The sequence below is a fragment of the Sphingomonas sp. AC411 genome, from assembly GCF_979253035.1.
On record NZ_CEEDAQ010000001.1, the window covers coordinates 1326304 to 1342624 of the forward strand.

Annotated in this window: 8 protein-coding genes and 3 pseudogenes; 7 read left to right on the forward strand and 4 right to left on the reverse strand. The window is 67.8% G+C overall.

Annotated features, from left to right (window positions below; translation table 11 throughout):
• The first annotated feature begins 143 nt into the window (after positions 1–143).
• The 6 genes and pseudogenes from AC0IX7_RS06770 (at position 144) to AC0IX7_RS06795 (ending at position 9305) form a co-directional block, all read left to right on the forward strand.
• On the forward strand, positions 144–1505 hold the full coding sequence (locus tag AC0IX7_RS06770) for an MFS transporter (RefSeq protein ID WP_471810940.1): 1362 nt from the start codon (positions 144–146) through the stop codon (positions 1503–1505).
• A 63-nt stretch (positions 1506–1568) separates the two neighbouring features.
• Positions 1569–4055: a nitrite reductase large subunit NirB gene (gene nirB / locus AC0IX7_RS06775; protein ID WP_471813773.1), complete on the forward strand. Its 2487-nt coding sequence runs from the start codon at positions 1569–1571 to the stop codon at positions 4053–4055.
• Entirely contained in the window at positions 4052–4390 is a 339-nt protein-coding gene (gene nirD, locus AC0IX7_RS06780) for a nitrite reductase small subunit NirD (protein WP_471810941.1), read from the forward strand. The genes nirB and nirD overlap by 4 nt, the downstream gene beginning before the upstream one ends.
• 130 nt (positions 4391–4520) lie before the next feature.
• Complete coding sequence (locus AC0IX7_RS06785; protein WP_471810942.1) at positions 4521–7115, forward strand: molybdopterin-dependent oxidoreductase; 2595 nt, start codon at positions 4521–4523, stop codon at positions 7113–7115.
• Complete coding sequence (gene cobA / locus AC0IX7_RS06790) at positions 7105–7902, forward strand: uroporphyrinogen-III C-methyltransferase (protein ID WP_471810943.1); 798 nt, start codon at positions 7105–7107, stop codon at positions 7900–7902. The genes AC0IX7_RS06785 and cobA overlap by 11 nt, the downstream gene beginning before the upstream one ends.
• Positions 7903–8061: 159 nt before the next feature.
• Positions 8062–9305, forward strand: a pseudogene (locus tag AC0IX7_RS06795) (NAD(P)/FAD-dependent oxidoreductase).
• 21 nt (positions 9306–9326) lie between these two features.
• Here AC0IX7_RS06795 and AC0IX7_RS06800 read toward each other — a convergent pair.
• The 4 genes and pseudogenes from AC0IX7_RS06800 to AC0IX7_RS06815 form a co-directional block, all read right to left on the reverse strand.
• Positions 9327–9953, reverse strand: a complete 627-nt coding sequence (locus AC0IX7_RS06800; RefSeq protein WP_471810944.1) for a hypothetical protein — start codon at positions 9951–9953, stop codon at positions 9327–9329.
• Positions 9954–9956: 3 nt separating this feature from the next.
• A pseudogene (locus tag AC0IX7_RS06805) lies at positions 9957–11377 on the reverse strand (efflux transporter outer membrane subunit).
• Positions 11374–14575, reverse strand: a pseudogene (locus AC0IX7_RS06810) (efflux RND transporter permease subunit). The pseudogenes AC0IX7_RS06805 and AC0IX7_RS06810 overlap by 4 nt, the downstream one beginning before the upstream one ends.
• Positions 14572–15771, reverse strand: a complete 1200-nt coding sequence (locus AC0IX7_RS06815) for an efflux RND transporter periplasmic adaptor subunit (RefSeq protein ID WP_471810945.1) — start codon at positions 15769–15771, stop codon at positions 14572–14574. The pseudogene AC0IX7_RS06810 and the gene AC0IX7_RS06815 overlap by 4 nt, the downstream one beginning before the upstream one ends.
• Before the next feature lie 157 nt (positions 15772–15928).
• Between AC0IX7_RS06815 and AC0IX7_RS06820 the strand changes: the two genes are divergently transcribed.
• Entirely contained in the window at positions 15929–16309 is a 381-nt protein-coding gene (locus AC0IX7_RS06820; RefSeq protein WP_471810946.1) for a response regulator, read from the forward strand.
• Positions 16310–16321: the final 12 nt, after the last annotated feature.

Below are 16321 nucleotides of genomic sequence, written 5' to 3' on the forward strand. Positions count from 1 at the left end.
TCGCGAGACCGGTTCCAATGACGGGACCTGACCGCGTAGGACGATCGACCGATCGTCCATAGGCAACGAAGCCGCTCCGATGCGTCCACAAGGTCGCCGTCGGGGCGGCTTTTTCTTTGTCCATCGCAGATGGAGGACCGACCATGTTGTTCGCATCACCGGGAATCGATACCACCGCACCGAAGGCCACACGGATCGATCTGTTCAGCGCCGCCACGCCGCAGATGCGCGCGTTCCACGTCACGTGGCTGGCGTTCTTCGTGTGCTTCTTCGCGTGGTTCGCCGCCGCGCCGTTGATGCCGCTGATCAAGGCCGAGTTCGGCCTCAGCAAGGATCAGATCGCCAACATCAACATCGCCGCGGTCGCGGTGACGATTCTGGTGCGGCTGGTCGTCGGGCCGCTCTGCGACCGGTTCGGGCCGCGACGTGCGTATACATGGCTGCTGCTGCTCGGTGCGATCCCGGTGTTCGGGCTGGCGTTCGCGCAGACCTACGAAACGTTCCTGTTCTTCCGCCTCGCGATCGGCGCGATCGGCGCGTCGTTCGTTATCACGCAATATCATACGAGCGTGATGTTCGCGCCGAACGTCGTCGGCACCGCCAACGCGACCGTCGGCGGCTGGGGTAATGCGGGCGGCGGCGCGGCGCAGAGCCTGATGCCGCTGGTCGTCGCGGCGCTGGTCGGTCTCGGCGTCGAGCACGCGTTCGGTTGGCGCGCGGCGATGTTCGTGCCGGGCGTCGCGATGGTCGCGATGGCTTTCGTCTATGCGCGCTACACGCAGGACACGCCGCAGGGCGACATCGTCGACCTCCGCGCGGCGGGGATCGAACTCGATGGCGGCAAGGCGACCGGCATGGCGATCTTCCGCCGCGCCGCCTCCAATTACCGGACCTGGATGCTGGCTGCGACTTACGGCGCGTGCTTCGGCGTCGAGATCTTCATCCATAACATCGCCGCGAGTTATTACGTCGACCGGTTCGGGCTTTCGCTGACGGGCGCAGGGCTGGCGGCCGGGATCTTCGGTGGCCTCGCGCTGTTTGCCCGTGCGCTCGGCGGGATCGCGAGCGACCGGATCGCGCTCAGCAAAGGCCTCGACGGCCGCGCGTTGCTGCTGTTCGCGCTGATGCTCGGCGAAGGCGTCGGACTGGTGCTGTTCGGCAACGCCGGCAGCGTCACGCTCGCGATCCTGGCGATGACGATTTTCGGGCTGTTCACGCACATGGCGTGCGGCGCGACCTATGCGCTGGTGCCGTTCATCGACCGCAAGGCGCTGGGCGGGGTCGCCGGCCTGATCGGCGCGGGCGGCAATATCGGCGCGGTCGCGGCGGGATTCCTCAACAAGGCGTCCGCCACCCGCAGCAATGCCTCATCGTGCTCGGCTACGTCGTCGCAGGCACCGCGGTCTGCGCGCTCGCCGTCCGCTTCTCCGCCAAGCACAAATCGGACGAGCGCGCGCTGCTCGACGCGGCGCTCGACGCACGCCGCACCAGCGACCGCTCCGTGAACGGCGCGCTTCCCGCGTGACCCTCCCTTCCCCGGCTCCAACCCGACTGGACGATCTGATGGAATACCAGACCATAACCCCTCCCCTGATACCCGCGAGCATCTCGTCGTGATCGGCAACGGCATGGCCGGCTGTCGCGCGGTCGAGGAGCTGATCGCGCGTGATCCGACCCGCTACCGCGTGACGATCTTCGGCGCCGAGCCGCACGTGAACTACAACCGCATCATGTTGTCGCCGGTGCTGGCGGGCGAGAAGACGTTCGAGCAGATCGTCATTAACGACCACGCTTGGTATGCGACCAACACGATCGAGCTGGTGACGAGCGATCCGGTGCAGGCGATCGACCGCGTGGCCAAGACCATCACGGCACGGTCGGGGCTGACCGTGTCGTACGACCGGCTGCTGATCGCGACCGGCTCCGATCCGTTCATCATTCCCGTCCCCGGCAAGGACCTGCCCGGCGTCATCTCGTTCCGCGACATGGCCGACGTCGATCACATGCTGGAGGCCGCCGGAAAAGGGGGCGCGGCGGTGGTGATCGGCGGCGGGCTGCTCGGGCTGGAGGCGGCGCATGGCCTCGCGTTGCGCGGCATGAAGGTGACGGTGATCCACCTGATGCCGACGCTGATGGAACGCCAGCTCGACGAGGCGGCAGGCTGGCTGCTGAAATCGGCGCTCGAAGCCCGCGGTCAGGTCATCCTCACCGAGGCGAACACCGCCGAGATCGTCGGTGATACCCATGTCGAGGGCGTGCTGCTCAAGGACGGTACGTTGATCCCCGCCAGCCTCGTCGTCATGGCGGTTGGCATTCGCCCCTCCGTCGCCCTCGCGCGCGACGCCGGGCTGGAGATCGGCCGCGGGATCAAGGTCGACGACCATATGGTCACCAGCGACCCGTCGATCCTCGCGGTCGGCGAATGCGTCGAGCATGACGGCAACGTCTACGGCCTCGTCGCGCCGCTGTGGGACATGTGCCGCGCGCTGGCCGACGGGCTAACCGACAGTCACAGCGGCTATCGCGGATCCGTGACCTCGACCAAGTTGAAGGTCGCCGGGCTCGACGTGTTCTCGGCGGGCGATTTCTCGGGTGGCGGGGCGTGCGAGGACATCGTCCTGCGCGATGCGTCGCGCGGCATCTACAAGCGCGTCGTGGTCAAGGACGACCGGATCGTCGGCGCGGTGCTGTACGGCGACACGACCGACGGCGGCTGGTATTTCGACCTGCTCAAGCGGGCGGAAGACATCGCCCCCATCCGCGACATGCTGATTTTCGGCCAATCCTTCGCCTCGGGAGGAGGCGCTGCGGACCCTAAGGCGGCCGTTGCGGCGCTCTCCGACGATGCGGAGATCTGCGGCTGCAACGGCGTCACCAAGGGCAAGGTCGTGGCATGCATCGGCGCCGGCAACGCGACGCTCGACGCGGTCCGTGCGACCTGCAAGGCGTCGGCGTCGTGCGGGTCGTGCACCGGGCTGGTCGAGACGCTGCTCGCGGTCACGCTCGGCGACGAATATTCGGGTGAACGAGACGTCAAGACGATGTGCAAATGCACCAGCTTCGGCCACGACGACGTCCGCCGCGAGATCGTCGCGCAGGGCATGCGATCGATCCCCGAAGTCATGCAGAAGATGAGCTGGTCGACCCCCGACGGGTGTTCGTCGTGCCGGCCTGCGCTCAATTACTACCTGCTCTGCGCGCTGCCGGGCGATTACAAGGACGACCAGCAAAGCCGGTTCGTCAACGAACGGCTGCACGCCAACATCCAGAAGGACGGCACCTATTCGGTCGTGCCGCGGATGTGGGGCGGGCTCACCAACCCGCGTGAGCTGCGCGCGATCGCCGATGTCGTCGAGAAATACGATGCGCCGATGGTCAAGGTGACGGGCGGCCAGCGGCTCGACATCTTCGGGATCAAGAAGGAGGATCTGCCCGCGGTCTGGGCCGATCTCAACGCCGCCGGGATGGTCAGCGGGCATGCGTATGGCAAGTCGCTGCGGACCGTGAAGACGTGCGTCGGGTCGGACTGGTGCCGGTTCGGGACGCAGGATTCGACGGGGCTCGGCGTCAAGGTCGAGCGGATGACCTGGGGCTCGTGGATGCCGCACAAGTTCAAGATCGCGGTCAGCGGCTGCCCGCGGAATTGCGCCGAGGCGACGATCAAGGATTTCGGCGTGGTCTGCGTCGACAGCGGCTACGAGCTGTCGGTCGGCGGCAATGGCGGGATGAAGGTCCGCGCGACCGACTTCCTGTGCAAGGTCGCGACCGAGGAAGAAGCGATGCACTATTGCGCCGCGTTCATCCAATTGTACCGCGAGGAAGCGCGCTATCTGGAGCGAACCGCGCCGTGGATCGAGCGGATCGGCGTCGAGTATATCCGCGAACGGATCGCCGAGGATCCCGAGGGTCGCGATGCGCTGGCGGCGCGGTTCCTGTTCTCGCAGCAGTTCACGCAGGACGATCCGTGGGCGGCACGCGCGGCGGGCGAGCACCGCGAACAGCATGCACCGATGGCGCGCTTCACGCCCATCGACGGAACGAGGGAAATGGCATGATCGGCGAATGGCTCGATATCGGCTGGGTCGACGAGATCCCGGTCCGCGGCAGCCGCACGGTGCAGGTCACCGGCGGCGACGACATCGCGGTGTTCCGCACCGGCGACGGCAAGGTGTTCGCGCTCGCCGACCGCTGCCCGCACAAGGGCGGACGACTGTCGCAGGGGATCGTCCACGGCGGCGCGGTGGCGTGCCCGCTGCACAATTGGCGGATCGCGCTGGATACGGGCGAGGCGCTGGGCGAGGACAAGGGGTGTACGCCGGTGATCCCGGTGAGGGTGTCGGGTGGGCGGGTGTTGCTGTGCCGGACGAGCACGATGAAGGCGGCGGCGTGATCGCGCTTGCTATCCTCCCCTGCAAGGGGAGGGGGACCAGCGAAGCTGGTGGAGGGGTGACCCGCTATCGAGAGGGCGACACCCCTCCGTCAGCCTCCGGCTGCCACCTCCCCTTGCAGGGGAGGACCTAATGGCGGCCGTTCGTACGACGTGCGCGTATTGCGGTGTCGGCTGCGGCATTCTCGCGACTCCTACCGGCGAACGCTCCGTCACGATCGCAGGCGACCCCGACCATCCCGCCAACGCCGGCAAACTCTGCTCCAAGGGCACCCACCTCGGCGAGACGATCGGCCTCGAAGGCCGCCTTCTCACCCCGATCATCGGCCTGCGCCGCGCATCGTGGGACAAGGCGCTCGCCCTCGTCGCCAAACGCTTCCGTGACACGATCGCGCAGCACGGCCCCAACAGCGTCGCCTTCTACGTCTCGGGCCAGCTGCTGACCGAGGACTATTATGTCGCCAACAAGCTAATGAAGGGCTTCATCGGCTCGGCCAACATCGACACCAACTCGCGACTCTGCATGGCAAGCGCAGTCGCCGGGCACATGCGCGCGTTCGGCGAGGACGTCGTGCCCGCGAGCTACGACGATCTCGACGCCGCCGACCTGATCGTGCTGGTCGGATCAAACACCGCCTGGTGCCACCCGATCGTCTATCAACGCGTCCGTGCACGATGCGATGCCGGCGCGAAACTCGTCGTCATCGACCCGCGCCGGACCGAGACCGCGGACGAGGCCGACCTACACCTCGCGATCCGGCCCGGCACCGACGTGGCGCTGATGAACGGGTTGCTGGCGTGGTGCCGCGACGCAGGCGTGATCGATCACGACTATCTCGCCGCGCACGTCGCCACGCCCGACGCGTTCTGGGACCAGCTCGGCGAGGGCAGCGACCTCTGGTCGGTAGCGCGGACCTGCGACGTTTCGCCGCAAGACCTGAAGCGCTTCTTCGAACTGTTCGCCGCGACGCCGAAGACCGTCACCATGTTCAGCCAGGGCGTGAACCAGTCATTGTCAGGCACCGATCAGGTCAACGCGATCACCAACCTACACCTCGCGACCGGCCGCATCGGCAAGCCCGGTGCCGCGCCCTTCTCGATCACCGGCCAGCCCAACGCGATGGGCGGGCGCGAAGTCGGCGGGCTAGCGTCGAGCCTCGCCGCGCACATGGATTTCGCGCCGGAGAACGTCGCGCGCGTGGGCCGGTTCTGGGCCGCGCTCAACATGGCGACCAAACCGGGGCTGAAGGCGGTCGACCTGTTCCGCGAGCTCGGCAACGGCCGGATCAAGGCGTTGTGGGTGATGGCGACCAACCCCGCAGTGTCTATGCCCGACGCAGGCCGCGTGCGCGAGGCGCTGGCGGCGTGCCCGTTCGTCGTGGTCTCGGACGTGATCGAAACGACCGACACCTCGGTCCACGCGCATGTCCGCCTGCCCGCCGCGGCGTGGGGCGAGAAGGACGGCACCGTCACCAATTCCGACCGCACGATCAGCCGCCAGCGCGCGTTCATAGCCGCGCCCGGCGAGGCGAAACCAGACTGGTGGATCGTCACGCAGGTCGCGCGGCGGATGGGGTGGAAGACCGCGTTCCCCTACGATCGCCCCGCCGAGATCTGGCGCGAACATTGCCGGTTGTCGGCGTATGAGAACAACGGCACGCGGCTGTTCTCGCTTCCCGGCCATGCGGCCAAGGGCAACGCCGAATATGACGCAATGACGCCGTTCCGCTGGGGTAGCACGCCGTTTTCGGATGGGCGCTTCCCGACATCCGACGGCCGCGCCCGGCTTGTGCCTGTAGTCCAGAAGCCGGTCGCCGCACCGCTCGCCAAATGGCCGATGACGCTCAATACCGGCCGCTACCGCGATCAGTGGCACACCATGACCCGCACCGGCCTGTCACCGAAGCTTGCACGCCACCGCGAGGAACCGCTGGTCGAAGTTCACCCCGATGATGCCGAACGGCTCGGGATCGTCGATGGCGGCCTCACGCGCGTGACGACGCCGCAGGGCGACAGCCTGTTCCGGGCAAGCGTCGTCACGGCCCAGCGGGTTGGCGAGCTGTTCGTGCCGATCCACTGGACCGACCGCACCGCGACCGGCGGGCGCACCGGCCTGCTGCCCCGCCCGCTCGCCGATCCCATCTCGGGCCAGCCGGGCTTCAAATCGACCCCCGTGCGGATCGAGCCCGTCGCGACCGAATGGCGCGGCTTCGTCGTCACGCGCGGCGAACTGGCAACGCGCCCCGATTGCCTGTGGGCAACACGCGTTGCGGTGCCGTGCGGAACGGCATGGGACATGGCGGGGAATGGCGACGCCGCCGCGCTCGACGCGCTGCTGCCCAAAGGCGAGCGGATTGAGGCGATCGACTCTGCCCGCGGGAGCCGCCGGATTGCGATCCTTCAGGGCGGCAGGCTCGCCGGCGTCCTGTTCGTCACCAGCGACGGCACACTCCCGCCCCGCGACTGGCTCGTCGCGCAACTGAGCGAGGACGTTGCCGCCCCGACCCTGCTCGCCGGCCGCGCACCGGGCGTGCAGATCGACCGCGGGCCGATCGTCTGCGCGTGCTTCGACGTCGGGCTGAAGACCATTCTCGCCGCGATCGCCGACCAGCAGCTCGCCGACGTTCCCGCGATCGGGGCGGCCTTGAAAGCCGGCACCAATTGCGGATCGTGCCGCCCTGCCCTCGCCAATCTCCTCGTCACGCAAGGATCAGCCCATGTCGCATGATTTCCCGCCCGGTTCGGTCTGGCTGGTCGGTGCCGGCCCAGGCGATCCCGACCTTCTCACGCGCAAGGCCGAACGCCTGCTCGCGGCTGCCGATATCGTATTCTACGACGCGCTGGTCGGTCCGGGCGTCCTCGCCCTCGTTCCAGCGGGAACCGAGATGGTAAGTGTCGGCAAGCGATCGGGCCGACATTCGAAGGATCAGGTCTCGATCAACGTCCTGATCGCCACGGCCGCCAAAGCCGGCAAGCGCGTCGTCCGTTTCAAGGGTGGCGACCCGTCGATCTTCGGACGCTCGACCGAGGAGATCGACCACCTTGCCGCCCAGGGCATCACGGTACGCATCTGCCCCGGTATCACCGCCGCCAGCGCCGCCGCAGCCTCAGGCGGTGCCTCGCTGACGCTCCGCGGCCTCGCGCGAAAGCTCACATTCGTCACCGCGCACGCCCGCGCGGGCGAAGCACTCGAGCTCGACTGGACCGCCCTCGCCGCGCCCGATGCAACGCTTGCCGTCTACATGGGCCGCGCCGCCGCCGCCGAAGTCGCGCGCAACCTGATCGCCGCAGGCCGCGCACCCGACACGCCGGTGATGGTCGCGGTCAACGTCTCGCTCCCGACCGAACGCATCCTTCGCGGCCGGCTGTCGGCGCTCGCGTTCCTGGTCGAGACGATCAGCGACCGTGATCCCTCGCTGCTGCTGATCGGCGAGGCGGTCGCTTCGAGGACGCTCGAAACCGTCGAGGAAACGGGGTTCGTGTCCTCGCGTTTCGCAAGCGTGGGTGGCGATTAACCTCACCCTCCCGTTCTCGCCCGCATTCTGCCTAGCCTGACCGAGAACGGGAACGTGACGCGCGACGCTGCCGCGGATATCATCGCCGGCGAAGCGGGCTGTCCTCACGGATCGACGGCTCCGGCAGATATTAACGCCATGCGTGGCGACGAGGTACGGATGACGCACACGACTTCCTATGACGTTTTGATCGTCGGCGCGGGCCATGCCGGTGCCCAGGCCGCGGTCGCGCTGCGCCAACGCAAATATGAGGGCACCATCGCGCTGCTCGGCGACGAACCCGACCATCCCTACGAACGGCCACCGCTGTCGAAGGAGTATCTGTCGGGCGACAAGCCGTTCGAGCGCATACTGATCCGTCCGCCGGCGTTCTGGGACGAGCGCGCGATAATGCTGCTGCCCGGCCGTCGCGCGACCCATGTCGATCCGATCGCAAAGACCGTAACGCTCGGCGACGGTTCGACGATCGGCTATGGATCACTGGTCTGGGGGACGGGCGGATCGCCGCGGCGGCTGTCCTGTACCGGGCATGCGTTGCGCGGCGTCCACGCGGTCCGCAACCGCGCGGACGTCGACCGGATGATCGCCGAACTCCCGGGCGTCTCCCGCGTCGTGGTGATCGGCGGGGGTATATCGGGCTCGAAGCCGCGGCCGTCCTGAACAAACTCGGCAAACACGTCACTGTCCTCGAAGCGCTCGACCGGGTCCTGGCGCGCGTCGCCGGCGAGCCCCTGTCGCGGTTCTTCGAAGCCGAGCATCGGGCGTACGGCGTGGATATCCGCCTCGAAGCCAAGGTCGCCTGCATCGAGGAACACGACGGCGCAGCCAGTGGCGTGCGTCTCATCGACGGGGAAATACTGGCGTGCGAGATGGTGATCGTCGGCATCGGTATCGAACCCGCAGTCGGGCCGCTTCTCGCGGCAGGCGCGGAGGGTGACAACGGCGTGCTGGTCGACGCGTTCTGCCGCACCAGCCTGCCCGATGTCTTTGCGATCGGCGATTGCGCGGCGCATGCCAATGCGTATGCGGGCGGCGCCGTCATCCGACTGGAATCGGTCCAGAACGCCTCCGACCAAGCGAACGTCGTCGCGCGAACGATCACCGGCGACCCGCAACCCTACCACGCCGTCCCCTGGTTCTGGTCCAGTCAATATGATCTGAAACTGCAGACCGTCGGGCTTTCGGCCGGCCACGACGCGGTGATCATCCGCGGCGAGCCCGCGACGCGATCGTTTTCGCTGATCTATGTCAAGGACGATCGCATCGTCGCGCTCGACTGCGTCAACGCGACCCGCGACTATGTGCAGGGTCGGGCGCTGATCGGCCTGCTTGCACCGACCGACCACGCCGATCTGGCATCGCCCGCCATCCCCCTGAAGGAAACGGCTGCCCGCTTGCAGTGACAGCCGACCGCCGCAGCCGGGTCAGCTCGCAACCCAGATCCGGTCGTGGCCGAGGTCGAAGATCACCCGCATGTCCTTGAACGCAGTGAGCCCGACCGACGGGGTGGCGCCGCGTATCATGACGGCGTTCTTCAGGGCCGCATGCCCGAGCGCGACGGCGCTCGCGGCGTTCGGCGCGGTCACGTCGGTAGCGTGGGCGAGATCGAGCACCGCAGCGGTCGGTGGCGCAGCGTCGAGCGTCAGCGGCACCGTCATCGAGCCGTCCGCCTGATGCGTGACTGGGATCGCGGTCATCCCGCGTTCGGCGCGCGCTGCCTCGCCCGGCAGCAACAGGCGCAGCTCGTGGTGCGGGAAGTCTATCTCGATCGGGTTGGCGTCGAGGATATCCTGGCCGATCCGCAGCTCCGCGCCTGCCGCCGGATCGGGTTCGACCGCAGCGATCGGCGCGTAGAGATACTCCGCGCGGATGCCGATCTTGACCCGGTCGCGGTGCACGATCCGATCGGCAAGCGTCGCACCGATCGCCGAATGCGGCGCGCCCGGCATGATCGCGATCAGGGTGCGTGCGTTGTCGACCCTGCCGTGAAACAACAGGGTCGCCGCCATCAGGACGAACTTGCCGCTCGTCGCGCCGGTTATCCCGCCCATCGTTTACCCTCCCGAAACGCCGCCGCCTGCGGCCTGGAACAGCGCGACCGTGTCCGACAACCGCGCGGCGCGCGCCTGCACCGCCTGCGCGCGGGCCTGCGCGTCGGTGGCGGTGGCGTTGAGCAGCGCAGGCGTTCCGACATCGCCGAGCGCAAGCTGACGCCGGACGAACCCGAGCGCACGCCCCGACGCATCGGTCGCCCTCGTGGCCGAGTCGAGCGCGTCGGCATCGGTCCGCAGCCCGGTCAGCGCGTCGGAAACGTCCCCGAATGCTTGCAACACCGCGGCACGATATTGCGCCTTGGCGGCATCGAGCGCGGCTTCGGCGGCATGTTGCTGGTGGCGGAGGGCGCCGGCGTGGAAGATAGGCTGGGTGATCCCGCCGATCAGTGTCCAGAACGGGTTGCCGCTCTTGAACATATCGCCGAACCGTTCGGCGGTACCGCCCGCCGATCCGCTGAGCGAGATTGCCGGCAGGCGCGCGGCGATCGCGGTGCCGACATCGGCCCCTGCCCCTTCGAGCTGCGCGCGCGCGGCCAGCACGTCAGGCCGGCGCGCGACGAGATCGGACGGAACGACCAGTGGCAGGTCTCGCGGCAAAGTGAGCGATGCGAGCGACGGCAGCGGCGGCAGGTCCGAGCCCGCCGACCGCCCGATCAGCGTCGCGATCACCACCCGCTGATGCGCTTCGGCGCGCACCAGCGGCGGCAGCGCGCCTTCCGCGGTCGCCAGCGCCGCCTGTTGCGTCGAGACGTCGGCCGCACCGACCGCACCGAGCTGCTGACGCTTGACCAGCGTCTGGAGGATATCGCGATTGACCGCGATGGCCGTCTGCGCAGCGGCGATCTGCTCGGCGAGCGATGCGCGCTGGATCACCGCCTCGACCAGATTGGCGATCACCGTGGTCCGCGCCGCGGCAAGCCGCTGCCGCTGCGTTTCGGTGGCGGCGCGGGCTGAGCGGATTTTCGAGCGGATGCCGCCGAACACATCCGGGTCGTAGCCGACCGTCACCTGCGCGGTGTGGAGCGTATAAAGCTGCTGGTTCTGGTCGGCGACCGCAGGCGACAGCGCGTTCGAGATGCGCGTGCGCTCCGCCTGATAGTTCACATCGGCCTGCGGCAGCGCCGAGCCCGCAGTCGCAGCCGCCTGCTCGCGATATTGCCGGAGCGTCGCTTCCGCGACGGCGATGTCGGTCGAATGCGCCTGTGCCTCGTCCACCAGCGTGTCGAGTTGGGCGCTGCCAAGCTGCGCCACCATTCGGCAGGAACCGCCGTCAGAGTCGTAGCCTGGGCCGCGCCGCTGGACGGCGCGAAGGTTTGCGCCGCGAGAGCCGGCGGGAGGCTGGCGTGCGCGTCGAGATCGCGCGGGCCCATCGTGCACGCGCTGGTGACGCCCGCGAGCAGGAGGATGGCGAAACGCTTCATGCCGTGGCCTCCGTATGGCCGTCTTCATGGGGATGATGGCCGACATCGCGCCCGTGCGCACCGCGATCTTCGGGCGGCACCCGCTTCGAGAAGCGATCGATCAGCACCGGCAGGACCAGCAGGATCAGGATCGGCGCGAGCGTCATCCCGCCGACCACGACCAGCGCGAGCGGCTTCTGCACCTGGCTGCCGATCCCGCTCGACAGCGCAGCCGGAAGCAACCCGATCGCCGCGACGAGGCAGGTCATCACGACCGGCCTGAGACTATGGCGGACTGTAGTTGCGAGCGCATTCTCCCGCCGCGCGCCCTCGTCGACCGCGTGGTTATAGGTCGTGACCACGAGGATCCCGTCCATCACCGCGATCCCGAACAGCGCGACGAAGCCGATCGCCGACGAGATGCTGAACGCGGTTCCGGTCAGCGCCAGCGCGAGCACGCCGCCGATGATCGCCATCGGGATCGCCGAGAACGCGAGCAGGCTGTCGCGGATCGAGCCGAAATTCGCATAGAGCAGCAGCAGGATCACCAGCAGGCTGATCGGCACCACGACTTCCAATCGCGCGACCGCGTTGTTGAGATTGTCGAGTTCGCCCGCCCATTCGAGATGATAGCCGGGTGGCAGGTGGACGGTCCGCTCGATCCGCGCATGCGCCTCGTCGACCGCACCGCCGAGATCGCGACCGCGGACCGAGAACTTGATCGGGATGTAGCGCTCCTGATGCTCGCGGTAGATGAACGACGCGCCCGAGGTGAGCTTCGCGTCGGCGACCTCCGACAGCGGCACCTGGATCGTGCTGACACCGTCCGGAGACGGCACACCGATCGTGATCCGGCGGATCGCGTCGATCGTGTCGCGCTGTTCGGGTTTCAGCCGGACGACGATCGGGAAGTAGCGATCGGTGTCCTTCTCGTACAGGTCGACGTTCGACTTGCCGCCAATCGCCGCGGCGACGGTAGCGTTGATGTCGTCGGGGTCAGCCCGTAGCGCGAGGCGCGCGCGCGATCGACGTCGATCCGCACCGTCGGTTGGCCCAGCGACTGGAAAACGCCGAGATCCTCGATCCCGCGGACCTTGGACATCTGCGCCTTGATCTGATCGGCGTATTTCTCGAGCGTCGTCAGGTCGGGACCGAACAGCTTGATCGAGTTCGCCCCCTTCACGCCCGAGGCGGCCTCCTCGACATTATCCTCGATGATCTGCGAGAAGGAGAAGTCGACGCCGGGATATTTGGCCGACAGCCGCTTCGACAGTTCCTCGGTCAACGTCTCCTTGGTGACGCCGCTCGGCCAGGTATCGAACGGCTTAAGCGGCACGAAATATTCGGCGTTGAAGAAGCCGGTCGAGTCCGTCCCGTCGTCCGGGCGACCATGCGCGGACAACACTGCCTGCACCTCCGGATATTGCATCAGGATCCGGCGGACGCCGTTGACCACCGGCTGCCCCGCCTCGAGGCTGACCGACGCGGGCAGCGTCGCGCGGATATACATGTTGCCCTCTTCGAGATGCGGCAGGAACTCGATCCCGAGCGAGCGAACGCCAACCACCGCGAGCAGCATCAGCAGCAGCGCGCCACCGATAGCGACGACCCGGTTGCCGAGCGCGAACGCGGCGGCCGGCTCGTAGACGCGGCGCAGCTTGCCGACGATCCACGTCTCCACTTCGGACAATTTGTCGGGCAGCAGCAGCGTCGCCAGCACCGGCGCGACCGTGAAGGTCGCGATCAGCCCGCCGGAGATCGCATACGCATAGGTCTTCGCCATCGGCCCGAAGATATGACCCTCGACGCCGGTCAGCGTGAACAGCGGCAGGAAGCTGGCGATGATGATCGCGGCGGCGAAGAAGATCCCGCGACTGACTTCGGAGCTGGCCCCGAGCACCGCGGAGAATCGGCTCGCGAGCGTGTAATGCGCACTCCGCCCCTCGAGCTGTTCGCTTTCGACGTGCGCGGACCGCTCGACCATGTGGCGGAAGATGTTCTCGACCATGATCACGCAGGCATCGACCACGAGCCCGAAATCGAGCGCGCCGACCGAAAGCAGGTTCGCGCTCTCGCCCTGCAACACCAGGATCAGGATCGCGAAGGCGAGTGCGAACGGGATCGTCGCCGAGACGATGATCGCGCTGCGCAGATTGCCGAGGAAGATCCACTGGAGTGCGAAGATCAGCAGGATGCCGACCACCATGTTCTCCAGCACGGTGTGGATCGTCAGGTGGATCAGGTCGGAGCGATCATAGACCCGGTCGAGATGGACGCCCGGCGGCAGGATGCCCGACGCGTTGATGTCGGACACTTCCTTCTGCACCGCGAGGATCGTCGGCATCGACTGCGCGCCGCGCTGCATCAGGACGATGCCCTGAACGATGTCGTCCTGATCGTTGTAGCCGGCAATGCCGAGGCGCGGTTCGTTGCCGATGCGGACATGCGCGACGTCCTTCAGCAGCACGGGCTGGCCGCCGCCGGTGCCGACGAGCACGTTCTCGATCCCCGAGACCGACTGGATCAGGCCGATACCGCGGACGATCGCCGCCTGCGACCCGAAGTTGATCGTCTGGCCGCCGACATTGCCGTCGCTCTTGCCGAGCGCCGCCAGCACCTGTGCGACCGTGACGTTGTGCGCGGCGAGCCGGTCGTTGTCGATCACCACGTCATAGGCGCGCAGCTTGCCGCCCCATCCGGTAACGTCGATCACGCCCGGGATGCGCTTGAACCGGCGCTGTAGGACCCAGTCCTGCAACGTCTTGAGGTCCATCACCGAATAGCCCTTCGGCGCGGTGATCTTGTAGCGGAAGATTTCGCCGACCGGGCTGGTCGGGGACAACGTGGGCTGCGCGCCGCCCTGGAGCGGGGAAGCTGCGACAGGCGGTTGATGACCTGTTGCTTGGCCTGGTCGTTGGTCAGGTCGTAGCTGAACTGGATCTTGATGTCCGACAGCCCGAACAGCGAGATCGCGCGGATCGCGGTCAGATGCGGAATGCCAGCCATGCCGACCTCGATCGGGATGGTGACGTTGCGCTCCATCTCCTCGGCCGACAGACCCTGCGTCTGCGTGATGATCTCGACCATCGGGGGGACCGGATCGGGATACGCCTCGATGTTGAGATTGTAGAAGCCGACGCCCCCCGCCACCAGCATGGCGACGAAGATGCCGACGATCAGCAGGCGCTGACGCAGCGCGAATTCGACGATCCGGTTCATTCGCCGAGACCGGCTTCGTTGACGAACAGCGCGCCCGCCGTGACGATGCGCTCGCCCGACTTGAGGCCGGCGACGATCGCGACCTTGCCGTCCTGCTCCTCGCCGGCTGTCACGGTGCGCGCGACCAGCAGGCCGTCGGGCCGAACCACCCAGACGCGGGCGTCGTCGCCTTCATGGATCACCGCCTCGGCGGGGACCAGCAGCGCGTCGCCGCTGTGCGGGCGTTGGATCGAGAAGCTCGCGAACATCTGAGGCTTGAGCGCGCCGTCCGGATTGGCGATCGTCGCGCGCACCGGCAGGCGGTGGCTCTGCGGATCGAGCGCGGCGCCGACCAGGTCGATCGTCGCGTGGAAACTGCGCCCCGGCAGCGCGGGCGTCGTCACGGTGACGCTGTCGCCGAGATGCACCGCGCTCGCATCGCCCTCGGCAAGCTGCGCGATCAGCCAGACGCGCGACGGATCGGTAATCGTCATCACCGGCTTGTCGCCGCCCTGCGAGAGATACTGGCCCGCCGACACGTCGCGCGTCGCGATCAGACCGGAGATCGGCGCGTGCAGCGTCGTCACGTCATGGATGCCGGACACGTCGCCGACGCTCTCCAACCGCGCGATCTCGCCCTGCGACTTGCCGAGGATCGCCAGCTTGTCGCGTGCCGCCCCCAGCGCGGCCTGCGCCGTACGCGCCGTCGCCTGCGCGGCGGCGAGATCGGTCTTGGCCTGCTGATAATCCTTCAGCGCGCCGCCGGCCGTCTCGTAGATCTGCCGCTGGCGCTCCGCGGTCCGTTCCGCGGTGGCGAGTTGCGCCTGCGCGTTCTGCGCCGCCGCCCGTGCGGCGAACAGCCCGCTGCGCGCATCGACGAAATCGCTGGTCTTGATGAGCAGCAACGGCTGGCCCTGCGTGACGTGCTGCCCGGCGTCAGCGAGCACGCGCACCACCTGCCCAGAATAGGGCATCAGCACCGGCGTGCTGCGATCGCCGTCGACGGTGATCGCGCCACTCGCCAGCGTCCGCGCATCGGACGCGCCATAGCCGACGCGCATCGTCGTCAGCCCGGCCATCTGGTCCTTGGTCGGCCGGAACGTTCCCGCCGGCGCGACCGGTTCGGGCGCCGGCACGTGATGCGTGAGCTTGCCGATCAGCGCGACGATCAGCACCAGCCCGACGATCACGGCGGCCGCGATTCCCAGCCAGCGCATCTGCGCGGATCGAGAGAGCGCGCGGGTCGGGGGAGCGTTTCGGGTGTCGTCGATGCGTGCATAATCAGCCCCTTGGGGATTAGACTGGAGCCGGTAGCGTCGCTGGCTTACAGCGCGCTTACGGATGCTGCGCTGCACCCAAACGAGGCGAAGATCGATGCGGGTATTGCTGATCGAGGACGACCGCGATCTCGCCCAGGCGCTAACCGCAGCGCTGTCCCCGCGCGGCTTCGCGGTCGATCTCGCGCGCAGCGGCGATGAGGCGGACGCCTATCTCCAGCACGGCGACTATGCCGCGATCCTGCTCGATCTGGGACTGCCGGACGAGGACGGGCTTTCGCTGCTGCACCGGTTGCGCGGGCGCGGCGACACTCGCCCGGTGCTGATCCTCACCGCGCGCGGCGCGATCGACGCGCGCATCCGCGGGCTGAACGAAGGCGCCGACGATTACCTGGTGAAGCCGTTCGACGTCGATGAACTCCACGCCCGCCTGCTCGCGGTATTGCGTCGCCAGGGGGCTATATCGGCCGGTCGCTGACGTGCGGCCGCC

Excerpts from the sequence above, each read along its gene's own strand:
- AC0IX7_RS06820 (WP_471810946.1), top strand. The coding sequence starts at position 15,929 with ATGCGGGTATTGCTGATCGAGGACGACCGCGATCTCGCCCAGGCGCTA.
- AC0IX7_RS06770 (WP_471810940.1), top strand. The coding sequence starts at position 144 with ATGTTGTTCGCATCACCGGGAATCGATACCACCGCACCGAAGGCCACA.
- AC0IX7_RS06800 (WP_471810944.1), bottom strand. The coding sequence starts at position 9,953 with ATGGGCGGGATAACCGGCGCGACGAGCGGCAAGTTCGTCCTGATGGCG.
- cobA (WP_471810943.1), top strand. The coding sequence starts at position 7,105 with ATGTCGCATGATTTCCCGCCCGGTTCGGTCTGGCTGGTCGGTGCCGGC.
- nirD (WP_471810941.1), top strand. The coding sequence starts at position 4,052 with ATGATCGGCGAATGGCTCGATATCGGCTGGGTCGACGAGATCCCGGTC.
- AC0IX7_RS06785 (WP_471810942.1), top strand. The coding sequence starts at position 4,521 with ATGGCGGCCGTTCGTACGACGTGCGCGTATTGCGGTGTCGGCTGCGGC.
- AC0IX7_RS06815 (WP_471810945.1), bottom strand. The coding sequence starts at position 15,771 with ATGCGCTGGCTGGGAATCGCGGCCGCCGTGATCGTCGGGCTGGTGCTG.